Below are 13077 nucleotides of genomic sequence, written 5' to 3' on the forward strand. Positions count from 1 at the left end.
CGCGCCCCAGCGGGGATAAATCCCCTCGCCACAGGTTCAGTGCCTGAGCTCAAGTTCGGGGGCTTGAGCCTGGTTGCTTAATAAAACATCGACCGCGCTTCTTCGATCTCCGCGCACCGGGCTTTGTTTTCCGGGTCGATGCCCAGCTTATTGAAGGCCGGTACCCCGAAGGCATCGATCCTGCCCAGGGGGTGGTCGGAGTCCTTGTAGCAATACAACGCAGCTACCTGCACCAGGTCGACGTAATCGAGTTGTTTCGAATCTCGGGTGAAGTCCAGATACAGCCCCGGCAGCTTCACCAGTCTTTCTGGAAACTCCCAAACACTGAGCAACTTGTCTCCCAGCACCGGGTGAATCGTCTCGATGACGTGATTGAGACTGACCGGGTCAGACAGCAATTCATTGTTGTCTTCGGCGTAGGTGAGAATCGGCAGTACGCCGATCTGATGCACCAGCCCACCCAGCGCGGCCTGATCGGGTTTGAGTTGCGTATAGATCCGGCACAACGCATAGCAGACACCGGCGATTTCCAGGCTTTTACGCCAGACTTCGCGCATCTTCTGTTCCACCACTTCGGAACGGGCATGGAAAATCTGCTCCATGACCAGGCCGATGGCCAGGTTGCTGCTGTAGTTGACTCCCAGCCGGGTGATGGCTGTGTGCAGGTCAGTGACTTCCTGGGTCGCACGCAGCAGTGGGCTGTTGACCACTTTTATCAGGCGCGCCGAAAGCGCCGTGTCACGACCAATCACCTTGCTCAGGTTGCTGACGCTGATTTCCGGGTCTTCGGCGGCCCGGCGAATCTGCAGGGCCACTTCCGGTAATGTTGGCAGAACCAGGTCATCGTTATCGATGGCCTCCACCAAATCCCGTTGGACCTTATCCGCCAAATCGCTCATTTCGTTTCTCTAGGGTATTACGACAAAATGCTGCGATCAGCGCTGGATTTCGCGGTCGCGGTCCAGTTCGTAAGGCAGGTCGAGCAATTGCATGCCCGGGCCTTCCAGCGCGCCGAGGTGCAAATTGTCATCTTCTGCAGCTTCGGCCTGTACCACCGCCAGCAGTTCAATGTTTCGTTCGGCGTGAGCGGCCATCACCACTTCACCGATAGAACTGCCGTGCGTGGGTGAAAATAAGGGGGTGCCAGGCTCGGGCAGTTCACCGGCATCCATTTGCAGCCGATACAGGCGCCGCTTGAGTTTGCCCAGGTACTGCATGCGGGCGACGATTTCCTGGCCGGTGTAGCAACCTTTCTTGAAGCTCACGCCGCCAACGGCTTGCAGATTGAGCATCTGCGGAATGAACAGTTCGCGGGTAGCCGGCATGACCTGGCCGATCCCGGCGCGGATCTGACCCAGCAGCCACTGGTTCAGCTCGCCCTCGGTCAACTGTTCGCGCAGCCGGGCTGACAGCGGGTCGGCCTGTTCGGCGGGCGCCCAAAGTTCGGCGCGGTTCGGAGAGACGCGAATGGCAATCAGGCCATCATGACGAACGACGCTGTCGGTCTCGGCCGGCAGCTCAAGGCCCAAGGCTGCGAGCGCCGTGTCGGCGTTCTCCAGGCCGAAGCGAGCCCAGGCGGTGCTTTCATCGGTCAGTCTGGATTTGGAGAACACGGCATACTTTTTCAGGTCCGCCAGTTGCGGTTCGAGCAATTCGCTGGCCATTGCCATCAATACACCATCGCCTTCGAGCAGGATGCGGAAACTCGATTGCATCCGGCCCTTCTGGGTACAGCGGGCACCGAGGCTGGCCCGGCTGTCGCTCAGGTAGTTGAGGTTGCAGGTCAATTGGCCTTGCAGGAATTTGCCAGCGTCCACGCCGCGGACCGCGAGAACGCCTTCGTGGGACAGGGTGCAGAAAAAAGCGGAATCAGCCATGGGTCATCGCAGGGTAAAAAGTCTGGTGGACATCATAAGGGGGCGCCCTTGAAATGGGTAGTTCACAAAGGATCGGTGGTGCCTGACCCGAGCCGTCTGTTCCATCGCGGCGGGGCCTGTATACTTGCGCTCTATTTGAGGAGCGCTCCATGGTCGAAGATGTTGAACTGAATCGCCTTTACTGGCACAGCCGCCGCGGCATGCTTGAGCTTGACGTGTTGCTGGTGCCGTTCGTGAAAGAAGTTTATCCCCACCTTAACGACGTCGATCGTGCGTGCTACGTGCGTCTGCTCGAGTGCGAGGATCAGGACATGTTCGGCTGGTTCATGGAACGCAGCGAATCCGAAGACCCGGAGCTGCAGCGCATGGTTCGGATGATTCTGGACCGTGTCCAGCCCAAGTAATCGCTTTGAATGCCGCTGGCAGGCTTCCGGGCAACTGCTGGCGGCCTATCTCCTGGCCCAGGCCTTTGCCTTGGGTTCGTTGTTGCTGTTGTCCGTCCCGTTCTGGTTAATCAGCCTCGGCGTGCTGCTGTGCCTGGCCCATGGTGCCTGGACGCTACCGCGGCATCTATTGTTGACCCACCATCAGGCTTTTTGCCGGTTGCGTCGTGACGCCGATGGCTGGCAGCTGTGGAACAGGGCATCTGGCTGGCAGGCGGTGCAATTGCGCCCTGACAGCCTGGCGTTGCCGATGATTATCGTGCTGCGTTTTCGCCTGCGGGGGGAGTGGCGGGTCCGCTCGCTGTGTGTGCCCCGCGATGCGCTGGCGCCGGATCTGCATCGGCGCCTGCGGGTTCGGCTCAAGTTCAGCCGGCGTAGGTGGGCGGCACCAGGATAGTGTCCAACGCTTCGGGCAGCAGGCCCGGGTAGTCGAGCGTGTAGTGCAGCCCGCGGCTTTCCTTGCGTTCCATGGCTGAACGAATCATCAGTTCAGCGACCTGGGCCAGGTTGCGCAACTCGATCAGGTCGCGGCTGACCTTGTAGTTGCTGTAGAACTCATCGATTTCATCCAGCAACAGCCGCACCCGATGCTGCGCCCTCTGCAGGCGTTTGTTGGTGCGCACGATGCCAACGTAGTCCCACATGAAGCGCCGCAGTTCGTCCCAGTTGTGAGCGATGATCACATCTTCGTCTGAGTCGGTGACTTGGCTGGCGTCCCACGAGGGCAGGGCGGATGGGGCGGCGATCTGCGGCAATTGCTCAAGAATGTCCGCTGCCGCCGAGCGGGCGTAGACGAAACATTCCAGCAACGAGTTGCTGGCCATGCGGTTGGCGCCGTGCAGGCCGGTGAAGCTGGTTTCGCCAATGGCATACAGGCCCGGTACGTCAGTGCGCCCCTGTTGGTCGACCATCACCCCTCCGCAGGTGTAATGCGCCGCTGGCACCACCGGAATCGGTTGCTTGGTGATGTCGATGGAAAACTCCAGGCAACGCTCGTACACCGTGGGGAAATGGCTCTTGATGAATGCTTCGGGCTTGTGGCTGATGTCCAGGTAGACGCAGTCGATGCCCAGGCGCTTCATTTCGTGGTCGATGGCCCGGGCGACGATATCCCGGGGCGCCAGTTCGGCACGGGAATCGAAGCGCTGCATGAAGCGCTCGCCGTTAGGAAGTTTCAGGTGAGCACCTTCGCCGCGCAGGGCCTCGGTGATCAGGAAGCTCTTGGCCAACGGATGGTAGAGGCATGTGGGGTGGAACTGATTGAACTCCAGGTTCGCCACCCGGCAGCCTGAACGCCAGGCCATGGCAATGCCGTCCCCGCATGCGCCGTCGGGGTTGCTGGTGTAAAGGTAGACTTTCGCGGCACCGCCGGAGGCCAGGATCACGAAGCGGGCGCCGTAGGTGTCGACCTCCCCGGTGCCACGGTTGAGCACGTAGGCACCCAGGCACCGATCACCGTCTAGGCCCAAGCGTTTTTCGGTAATCAGATCGACCGCGACGCGTTGCTCCAGAAGCTCGATATTGGGCCGCTGGCGGGCTTGGGCCAGCAACGTCTTGAAAATCGCCGCACCGGTGGCATCGGCAGCGTGAATGATGCGCCGATGGCTGTGACCGCCCTCGCGGGTCAGGTGAAACTCGAAACCACCGTCTTCGGTACCGGATTGCTCGTCACGCGTGAAGGGGACGCCCTGGTCGATCAGCCACTGTATGGCTTCCCTGCTGTGCTCGACGGTGAAACGCACGGCTTCTGGATTGCACAGGCCGCCCCCGGCATTGAGGGTGTCATCGACATGCGATTCAATAGTGTCGGTGTCATCCAGCACGGCCGCGACGCCACCCTGGGCCCAGAATGTCGAACCGTTGGCCAGGTCGCCTTTGCTCAGGACTGCGATGCGCAGATGCTCAGGCAGTGTCAACGCCAGGCTCAATCCGGCGGCGCCGCTGCCGATTACCAGAACATCGTGTTGGAACTGTTGGCTCATTCGAAAGGTTTCCGCTCAAAACGACCCGGGTCGGGGTTGGCGCAAGACATCCGTTTCAATGGGGTCAGGCAGCCATGCAGCCCACTAGTATATAGAGAGGGGGATCGGCACAATAGCGGCGTATTCATGGCAATGTGAAACCAGAATGACACAACCGTGACGCTTCGTCGGATCACGATTTTGGTGGATGGGCGACAAGGCGACCGTTTCGAGGATGAAAGGCTGTTTATCTCGTCAGGGTTGCTCGATGTTCCACACACAAGGCTATAAATAGTTGGAACTTTTGCCGAGCGACTGGGTTCAATAGACGGTTGTCTGCAAAAGGGAACAGCGTCGGGTTGGTGCAAGATTAGGATTTGAATCTTTGCCGACAGGCCCGGCGACAGATTATTCGCGCAGCCGGGGAATCTCGTGCTGCGTTTTTCGTGCGTGCCGGATCAGAGCGCGCCGGAAACTTGCTTGGAGGGGAGAACTTTTGCGAAAAGCCCGAGTCTATGGTTGCAAGCCCGGTCGATTAGTAATGCAAGCCTCCTTCGAGCTTATCGAGGAGTGTTCATGCTAACCCAGGAAGAGGATCAGCAACTGGTCGAGCGCGTTCAACGCGGCGACAAGCGAGCTTTCGATCTGCTAGTGCTGAAATACCAGCACAAAATTCTCGGGTTGATCGTGCGTTTTGTGCACGACACCCATGAAGCCCAGGATGTTGCTCAGGAAGCCTTCATCAAGGCTTACCGTGCGCTTGGTAATTTTCGCGGAGACAGCGCGTTTTACACGTGGCTTTACCGCATCGCCATTAACACGGCGAAAAACTATCTGGTTTCACGCGGCCGCCGGCCGCCGGATAGCGATGTGAGTTCTGAAGATGCAGAGTTCTATGATGGCGATCACGGCCTCAAGGATCTTGAATCACCGGAACGAGCGTTGCTGCGGGATGAGATCGAAGGCACTGTCCATCGGACCATCCAGCAACTGCCCGAAGATTTGCGTACGGCTCTAACTTTACGTGAATTCGACGGTCTGAGTTACGAGGACATTGCCAGCGTCATGCAGTGTCCGGTGGGTACCGTGCGCTCCCGGATTTTCCGCGCTCGGGAGGCCATCGATAAAGCCCTGCAACCTTTGTTGCAGGAAAACTGAGACAGCGGCGACAGCCAAGAGAGGAACGCCATGAGTCGTGAAGCCCTGCAGGAATCGCTGTCCGCAGTGATGGATAACGAAGCGGACGAATTGGAATTGCGTCGGGTACTCAATGCCTTCGACGATGTTGAAACCCGTGAGACCTGGGCTCGTTACCAGATTGCCCGGGCTGTCATGCACAAGGACCTGCTGCTTCCGCGTCTGGACATCGCTGCGGCTGTGTCTGCTGCTCTGGCTGATGAAGCTGTTCCGGCCAAAGCCTCCCGCAGCCCTTGGCGCAGCCTGGGTCGTCTTGCGGTTGCCGCTTCGGTTACGGTGGCCGTGCTGGCCGGGGTTCGCCTCTACAACCAGGATGAGATCGCCGGTGTGCAAATGGCCCAGCAGTCCAATCAGCCTGGCTTGGCCGCTCCACAGGTCAAGGGCCCGGCAGTGTTGGCCGGTTATAGCGAAAGCTCGGAAGTCGCCGGTCCAATGGCCAATGGTGTGCTGCAAGGCCAGCCAGGCTGGCATGATCAGCGTCTGCCCAACTACCTGCGTCAGCATGCCCAGGAAGCAGCCCTGAAAGGTACTGAAAGCGCACTGCCTTACGCCCGTGCAGCCAGTCTGGAAAACCGCTAAGGAGGACCATGCGCGCCATACCTCTTTTTTCGCTTCTGCTGGGTGGCTGGTGCGTTATCCCAGCTTATGCCGGTGAGGCTCAGGACTGGCTTAATCGTTTGAGTCAAGCCGAGCAACAGCAAAGCTTCCAGGGCACTTTCGTTTACGAGCGTAATGGTAGTTTTTCTACCCATAGCATCTGGCATCGTGTCCAGGATGGCAAAGTCCGCGAGCGGCTACTCCAGCTCGATGGGTCGGCACAGGAAGTCCTGCGCATTGATGGACGTACTCAATGCGTAAGCGGCTCCTTGATTGCTGGGGTGGGGAATACGCCTGAAGGCACGGCACGTGCGCTCGATCCGCAAAAACTCAAGAATTGGTATGATCTTGCCGTCATTGGCAAGTCGCGCGTGGCCGGGCGCCCGGCAGTGATTGTGGCGCTGACACCCAAGGACCAGCATCGTTATGGTTTCGAACTGCATCTGGACCGAGAGACCGGCCTGCCGCTCAAGTCTCTGTTGCTCAATGACAAGGGCCAGTTGCTGGAGCGTTTTCAGTTCACACGTTTGAATATCACGGCACCGTCCGACGCTGATCTGCAAACCACTGCCGAATGCAAGGTAGTAGCGCAGACCCCAGCTAAAAGCGCCATGGCGAAAACTGCATGGCGTTCGGACTGGCTTCCACCGGGCTTCGAACTGACCAGCAGTGCGATGAGAAAGGATCCGGAAACCAACGTTCAGGTCAATAGCCTGATGTACGATGATGGCTTGGCTCGTTTCTCGGTGTTTCTGGAACCGTTGAACGGCGCGACTGTCACCGACACGCGTACGCAGCTCGGCCCGACAGCAGCTGTTTCGCGTCGACTCACGACGCCCCAGGGCGAAATGATGGTCACGGTGGTCGGCGAAATTCCCATCGGCACAGCGGAACGGATCGCGCTCTCCATGCGTTCCGATGCCACGGCGACTCAATAGCTGCCAGGGTGGTTCGATTGGGCAAGAGGCTTACAGCGTCGGGACTTGATCGAAATGCCGAAACTTTCTGTCAGTATTTTCATTTGCAAAACTTCAATTTTTTTTCTATAGGTCAGAGCCGCTCGGCTCTGGCCTTGCCTGTTTGCGGAACAAAAATACCGGCGTATCTTCCCCTGGTATTTCTTGCTCCATATCGCTTAACCACGCTCGTCGTAACGGGAGCCGTATGTCGATACCACGCTTGAAAACCTATCTTTCCATCTTTGCCACTGTGCTTGTGCTCGGTCAGGCCGTTCCCGCTATGGCGGTCGAATTGCCTGACTTCACTGAGCTGGTCGAGCAAGCCTCGCCTGCGGTGGTGAACATCAGTACCACCCAGAAACTGCCGGAACGCAGGGTGATGGATCAGCAGATGCCGGACCTGGAAGGTTTGCCGCCGATGTTGCGCGAGTTCTTCGAGCGCGGGATGCCGCAACCGCGTTCGCCTGGCGGTGGTCGTCAGCGTGAAGCGCAGTCCCTGGGCTCGGGTTTCATTATTTCGCCCGACGGTTACATCCTGACCAATAACCACGTGATTGCCGATGCCGACGAGATCCTGGTGCGCCTGGCAGACCGCAGTGAGCTCAAGGCCAAGCTGATCGGCACTGACCCGCGTTCTGACGTGGCGTTGCTGAAGATCGAAGGGAAAGATCTGCCCGTGCTCAAGCTGGGCAAATCCCAGAACCTGAAAGCCGGCCAGTGGGTCGTGGCCATCGGTTCGCCGTTTGGCTTCGATCATACCGTAACCCAGGGCATCGTCAGCGCCATCGGTCGCAGCCTGCCAAACGAAAACTACGTGCCGTTCATCCAGACCGACGTGCCGATCAACCCAGGCAACTCCGGTGGGCCGCTGTTCAACCTCGACGGTGAAGTCGTGGGGATCAACTCCCAGATATATACCCGTTCGGGCGGCTTCATGGGCGTGTCCTTCGCGATTCCGATCGACGTTGCCATGGACGTGTCCAATCAGCTGAAAACCGAAGGCAAGGTCAGCCGCGGCTGGTTGGGCGTGGTCATTCAGGAAGTGAACAAGGACCTGGCCGAGTCGTTCGGCCTGGAGAAACCAGCCGGTGCGCTGGTGGCGCAGATTCAGGAGGGGGGGCCGGCTGCCAAGGGTGGCCTGCAAGTGGGCGACGTGATCCTGAGCATGAATGGCCAGCCGATCGTCATGTCCGCTGACTTGCCACATCTGGTAGGTGCCCTCAAGGCCGGTTCCAAGGCTAATCTGGAAGTGATTCGCGAAGGCAAGCGCACAAACGTCGAATTGACCGTCGGCGCCATCCCTGAGGAAGGCAAGGAGCTGGACTCGCTGGCCAAGTCAGGCGTGGAACGTAGCAGCAATCGTCTGGGCGTGGCTGTGGCGGAGCTTACGCCAGAGCAAAAACGGACCCTGGAGCTGCAAGGTGGTGTAGTGATCAAGGAGGTGCAGGAGGGGCCTGCGGCCATGATCGGCCTGCAACCAGGCGACATCATCACTCACCTGAACAACCAGGCAATCGGTTCGGCCAAGGAGTTCACCGACATCGCCAAGGCGTTGCCGAAGAATCGTTCGGTCTCGATGCGGGTTCTGCGTCAGGGCCGTGCGAGTTTCATTACCTTCAAGCTGGCCGAGTGATCGCTTAGCTGTCCCCAAAAAAAACCGCCTCGAAAGAGGCGGTTTTTTTGTATCCGAAAAGACTCAGCCCATCATGTCCTTGACCATGCGCTCCTGCTCCATGAGCTCGCGCTGCCTGGCGTCGATGCGTGACGACAGCGGGAAATTGCTGCCGGCGCGCCGTTTGGCGAAGTCCAGTTGCTGGATGGCCTGCCGGTAGTCGCCCACCAGGGCGAAGTATTCGGCGCGGGCCTGGTGCAGGCCGATGATGTTGCCCGACAGTCCGCGGGTCTCTGCCACCATGTACCAGACATCCGGATCGTCCGGACGAGTCTTGAGCAGGTTCTCCAGAGCCTTCTCGGCGTCGGCGGGGCGGTTCTGCTTGAGCAGCAAGTCGACGCGCACCTGATTCAGCGGATAGTTGCCCGGGTACTGGGTCAGCATCCGGTCGACGCGAGCCTGAGCGTCTGGCAGCTTGTTGCTGGTGATATCCAGATCGACCTGGGCCAGGTTATAGATGATCTCGTTGGGCGATTTGGCCAGTAGCTGCTTGAGGTTTTCCCGGGCCTCATTCAGCTGGCCACCCTTGATCTGCGCGATCGCCAAGCCATAGCGGGCCACGTCGTTCTTCGGATTTTCATCCAGCTGCGCCCGGAAACGCTTGGCGCCCAGCCCCGGAGTTTCTTCGTAGATCAACTTGACCCGTGCACGAATCAATTGATAACGCATGCTGTCCTCGATGCCACCTGGCCTTGCCTGTTCGGCGCGGTTGCGGGTGTCGGCGATTCGAGATTCAGTCACCGGGTGAGTCAGCAGGAATTCAGGGGGCCTGGCGTCGAAACGGTACTGGCGCATCAGCCGTTCGAACATGGTCGGCATGGACCGCGGATCATAGCCGGCCTTTTCCAGGTTCTGGATGCCGATGCGGTCGGCTTCCTGTTCGTTCTGGCGAGAGAAACGTCGTTGTTCCTGGATGGCTGCTGCCTGGGTGCCGGCAATGGCCGCGATCCCGGCGTCACCCCCACCGGCGGCGGCGATCACAATGCCGGCCAGCAGCGCTGCCATCATCGGCACCTGCATGCGTTGTTGAGCTTCGACGCCCCGGGCAAAGTGGCGTTGTGACAAGTGCGCCAGTTCGTGGGCCATGACCGAGGCGTATTCACCTTCGGTCTGCGCATTGAGGAACAGTCCACCGTTGACCCCGACGATTCCGCCGGGTGCGGCGAAAGCGTTGAGCTGCGGGCTGTTGATCAGGATGAATTCCAGGCGTCGGTCGTTGACCTGGCTGGTCTCCACCAGTTTGTAAACGCTGGACTCGACGTAGTCCTTGAGCTGTGGATCGTTGAGCTGTGAGACCTGACTGCGCAGCAAGGCCAGCCAGGCGCGACCCAACTGGTGCTCCTGTTGCGGCGAGACGATGGCAGAACTGGCGTCGCCAAGTGACGGCAGGTCGTCGGCGAAGCCCGGTGAGGCAAGCAGGCAAGCGAGCGTCAGCAGGGTGGGGCGCAGAAATGTCATGCACGAAGCCTTAGTCGACAAAGACCCTACTGTAGCCGGACACCAGGCCCGGGACCAGATATTCTAAGTCGCTCAACGACCTGCTGCGGAGTGAACCGATGACCGATGCTGTAGCCCCCGATGCCGAACTGGACGCCAGCGGCCTGAATTGTCCGTTACCACTGCTCAAGGCCAAGCTGGAACTCAATCGCCTGGCCAGCGGCGCCGTGCTCAAGGTGACCGCAACGGATGCGGGCTCCCAGCGCGATTTTCGCACCTTTGCCCGACTGGCCGGTCATACGCTGCTGCGTGAAGAAGACGACAACGGCGTCTACCGTTACTGGCTGAAGAAAGCCTGAAAATCAACAGCGGCCCTTAAGGATTTTTAATGTTCAAAGTGTTACGCGACTGGATCCAGCGCTACTTCTCCGACGAAGAGGCGGTGGTGCTGGCAGTGTTGCTGTTCCTGGCCTTCACGGCAGTCCTCACGCTGGGCGGCATGCTCGCGCCAGTGCTGGCAGGTATGGTGCTGGCGTACCTGATGCAGGGGCTGGTCATGACACTGGAACGGATGCGGCTGCCTGGCGCCATGGCGGTAGGGCTGGTGTTCGCCCTGTTCATGGGGTTGTTGGTGGTGTTCGTCATCGTGATCATGCCGCTGCTCTGGCATCAGTTGGTGACCTTGTTCAACGAATTGCCCGGGATGCTCGTCAAATGGCAGTCGCTGTTGTTGCTGTTGCCGGAGCGCTATCCGCATCTGGTGTCCGATGAACAGGTACTGCAGGCCATAGAGGTGGTGCGCGGCCAGATCGGCAAGTTCGGCCAGTGGGCGCTGACGTTTTCTTTGTCCAGCCTGCCGCTTCTGGTGAACATCATGATCTACCTGGTGCTGGTGCCGATCCTGGTGTTTTTCTTTCTCAAGGATCGGGAAATGATCGGGCGCTGGGTCCGTGGCTATCTGCCTCGCGAGCGGGCGCTGATCACCCGGGTGGCCCAGGAAATGAATCGCCAGATCGCCAACTACATTCGCGGAAAAGTCATCGAGATTTTCATCTGCGGCGGCGTGACCTACATCGGCTTCGTGGCCCTGGGGCTCAATTACGCGGCATTGCTGGCGCTGCTGGTGGGCATTTCGGTGGTGGTGCCGTATGTCGGGACCGTGGTGGTGACCGTGCCCGTGGCGTTGATCGCGCTGTTCCAATGGGGATGGAGCGATCAGTTCATTTATCTGATGGCCGTCTACGGGATCATCCAGGCGCTTGATGGCAACGTGCTGGTGCCGCTGCTGTTCTCCGAGGCGGTGAACCTGCATCCGGTGGTGATCATCTGCGCGGTATTGCTGTTTGGCGGGCTGTGGGGGTTTTGGGGCGTGTTCTTTGCCATTCCCCTGGCAACACTGTTCAAGGCTGTGCTGGATGCGTGGCCGAGCCGTGAGCCGGTGGTGGCGCCGTTGCTGTAGCAGCCGCTACTTATCCGGCGAGGCGGGTGGCCTCATCGCGAGCAGGCTCGCTCCCACAGGGGATTTGTTAACGCCGAAAATCCAGTGTGGGAGCGAGCTTGCTCGCGATAGCGTCAGGACAGACAGAAAAAACTTCAGGCCTTGTTCAGAGCCTGCGCCGCCGCCAACACCGCATCCACATGCCCGGGCACCTTCACGCCGCGCCATTCCTGGCGTAGCACGCCATCTTTGTCGATCAGGAACGTACTGCGATCAACGCCCAGGTATTCCTTGCCGTAGAGTTTTTTCAACTTGATCACGTCGAACAGCTGGCAGACGGCCTCGTCCTTGTCGCTGATCAGCTCGAACGGAAACTCCTGCTTGCACTTGAAGTTCTCGTGGGACTTGAGGCTATCGCGCGATACGCCGAACACTTCGGTGTTGGCAGCCTGGAACTGGGCGTACTGGTCACGAAAACCCTGGCCTTCGGTGGTACACCCCGGGGTGCTGTCCTTGGGATAGAAGTAAATCACCACCTGCTTGCCTTTAAGGGCCGCGAGGCTGACGGTGTGCCCGCTGGTGGCGGGCGCCTGGAAATCGGTAACCGGTTGGTCGATGGCAACGGCCATGAACGCTTCCTTACATTGGGTTTTGGGGGCGCCACGGTTCGATCAGGGCATCGAGGTTCATCGCGTCGGCGAAATCCAGGAACTGATCGCGCAGCCAACTGATCTGGGTGCCGGCCGGCAGTGTCACGGTGAACGTGGCATTGAGCATGGTGCCGCCTGTCTGCGGGGCCTGGTAGGTGTCGCAGGTCAGGTTTTCCAGCTCGACATGGTGGTCCATGAAGAACTGGCACAGCTCGTTGATGATGTCCGGGCGATAGGCCGAACTCACATACGCCACGTAGGGCAGGGCCTGGGGGCGGTTCTCCAGGGCGGCGCTGCGCACCACGTTGACGGTGAAGGCGTGTTTCTTGGCCAGCACCGGCAGGCTCGCTTCCAGGCGGGCCAGGGCGTCCCAGCTGCCGGAAATCTCAAGCACGAGCGCACTGCATTCGCCATGACGGGTCAGGCGTGAAGTTACGACGGCGCAGCGATTTTCATGGCTGGCGCGGCACAGGACGTTAGTCAGCTCCATGGGGTTGGCGCCAAGGGCACTGATAACAAGGAATTGTTCGCGGACTGTGGGGGTGGACATGCAGCATTCCTAAAGCGATGAGCGGTCGGCACTTTTGCAGCTCGGCACGGCGACAGACCGGGATAAACGAACGACTCAAGCCCTGTGCCTGGGGTTGCGCTGCATTCCGGGACGGCGGGAATGCGGCAGGACAAACGCAGGAATGGGGCTTGTGGCGACGAATAACGGAGGCTGGGAACCGGCGTATGAGCTTATCGGTACCGATCAAAGCCTGAAGGGTAGCGAAAACCATCGCCAAGGGGAATGGTAGTTCGCTTGTACAAGCATCTTGGCGCCAGTACCATTACCGCTCTCTT

General features: G+C 59.4%; 14 protein-coding genes. 8 read left to right on the top strand and 6 right to left on the bottom strand.

Annotated features, from left to right (window positions below):
* Window positions 1-77: 77 nt before the first annotated feature.
* The gene (locus AC3I65_RS06465; protein WP_047227976.1) at window positions 78-899 is read right to left on the bottom strand and encodes an HDOD domain-containing protein; all 822 of its coding nucleotides are present in this window, start codon (window positions 897-899) and stop codon (window positions 78-80) included.
* A 36-nt stretch (window positions 900-935) separates the two neighbouring features.
* Window positions 936-1877, bottom strand: coding sequence for a CAF17-like 4Fe-4S cluster assembly/insertion protein YgfZ (gene ygfZ, locus AC3I65_RS06470; RefSeq protein WP_488523553.1), 942 nt, complete (start codon window positions 1875-1877; stop codon window positions 936-938).
* 149 nt (window positions 1878-2026) lie between these two features.
* On the opposite strand from ygfZ, the gene AC3I65_RS06475 reads away from it, so the two are divergent.
* Both AC3I65_RS06475 and AC3I65_RS06480 read left to right on the top strand, forming a co-directional pair.
* The gene (locus AC3I65_RS06475) at window positions 2027-2281 is read left to right on the top strand and encodes an FAD assembly factor SdhE (protein WP_007930227.1); all 255 of its coding nucleotides are present in this window, start codon (window positions 2027-2029) and stop codon (window positions 2279-2281) included.
* The gene (locus AC3I65_RS06480; RefSeq protein ID WP_160891828.1) at window positions 2265-2717 is read left to right on the top strand and encodes a protein YgfX; all 453 of its coding nucleotides are present in this window, start codon (window positions 2265-2267) and stop codon (window positions 2715-2717) included. The genes AC3I65_RS06475 and AC3I65_RS06480 overlap by 17 nt, the downstream gene beginning before the upstream one ends.
* Here AC3I65_RS06480 and nadB read toward each other — a convergent pair.
* Window positions 2686-4302 (bottom strand): L-aspartate oxidase, encoded by a 1617-nt coding sequence (nadB, locus tag AC3I65_RS06485; protein WP_047227973.1) that lies wholly within the window; start codon window positions 4300-4302, stop codon window positions 2686-2688. The genes AC3I65_RS06480 and nadB overlap by 32 nt on opposite strands.
* A 555-nt stretch (window positions 4303-4857) precedes the next feature.
* Here nadB and rpoE point away from each other — a divergent pair.
* From rpoE to AC3I65_RS06505, 4 genes are all read left to right on the top strand, one after another.
* Window positions 4858-5439 (top strand): RNA polymerase sigma factor RpoE/AlgU, encoded by a 582-nt coding sequence (rpoE, locus tag AC3I65_RS06490; protein ID WP_003172477.1) that lies wholly within the window; start codon window positions 4858-4860, stop codon window positions 5437-5439.
* Window positions 5440-5469: 30 nt separating this feature from the next.
* The gene (locus AC3I65_RS06495) at window positions 5470-6057 is read left to right on the top strand and encodes a sigma-E factor negative regulatory protein (protein ID WP_047227972.1); all 588 of its coding nucleotides are present in this window, start codon (window positions 5470-5472) and stop codon (window positions 6055-6057) included.
* Window positions 6058-6065: 8 nt separating this feature from the next.
* Window positions 6066-7013, top strand: a complete 948-nt coding sequence (locus AC3I65_RS06500) for a MucB/RseB C-terminal domain-containing protein (protein ID WP_305467694.1) — start codon at window positions 6066-6068, stop codon at window positions 7011-7013.
* A gap of 226 nt (window positions 7014-7239) precedes the next feature.
* Window positions 7240-8667, top strand: a complete 1428-nt coding sequence (locus AC3I65_RS06505; RefSeq protein ID WP_047227970.1) for a DegQ family serine endoprotease — start codon at window positions 7240-7242, stop codon at window positions 8665-8667.
* 63 nt (window positions 8668-8730) lie between these two features.
* On the opposite strand, the gene AC3I65_RS06510 is transcribed toward AC3I65_RS06505, so the two are convergent.
* Entirely contained in the window at window positions 8731-10164 is a 1434-nt protein-coding gene (locus AC3I65_RS06510; RefSeq protein ID WP_076385958.1) for a M48 family metalloprotease, read from the bottom strand.
* A 98-nt stretch (window positions 10165-10262) separates the two neighbouring features.
* On the opposite strand from AC3I65_RS06510, the gene AC3I65_RS06515 reads away from it, so the two are divergent.
* On the top strand, window positions 10263-10502 hold the full coding sequence (locus AC3I65_RS06515) for a sulfurtransferase TusA family protein (protein ID WP_047227968.1): 240 nt from the start codon (window positions 10263-10265) through the stop codon (window positions 10500-10502).
* A 29-nt stretch (window positions 10503-10531) separates the two neighbouring features.
* Window positions 10532-11602: an AI-2E family transporter gene (locus AC3I65_RS06520; protein ID WP_488523554.1), complete on the top strand. Its 1071-nt coding sequence runs from the start codon at window positions 10532-10534 to the stop codon at window positions 11600-11602.
* A gap of 134 nt (window positions 11603-11736) precedes the next feature.
* Here the strand turns inward: AC3I65_RS06520 and AC3I65_RS06525 are convergent, their stop codons facing one another.
* On the bottom strand, window positions 11737-12210 hold the full coding sequence (locus AC3I65_RS06525) for a peroxiredoxin (RefSeq protein ID WP_047227966.1): 474 nt from the start codon (window positions 12208-12210) through the stop codon (window positions 11737-11739).
* Window positions 12211-12220: 10 nt separating this feature from the next.
* Window positions 12221-12781 carry a glycine cleavage system transcriptional repressor gene (locus AC3I65_RS06530; protein WP_047227965.1) on the bottom strand — a complete coding sequence of 187 codons (561 nt, stop codon included), beginning with the start codon at window positions 12779-12781 and terminating at the stop codon, window positions 12221-12223.
* Window positions 12782-13077: the final 296 nt, after the last annotated feature.

This window comes from Pseudomonas sp. N-1-13, assembly GCF_057787095.1.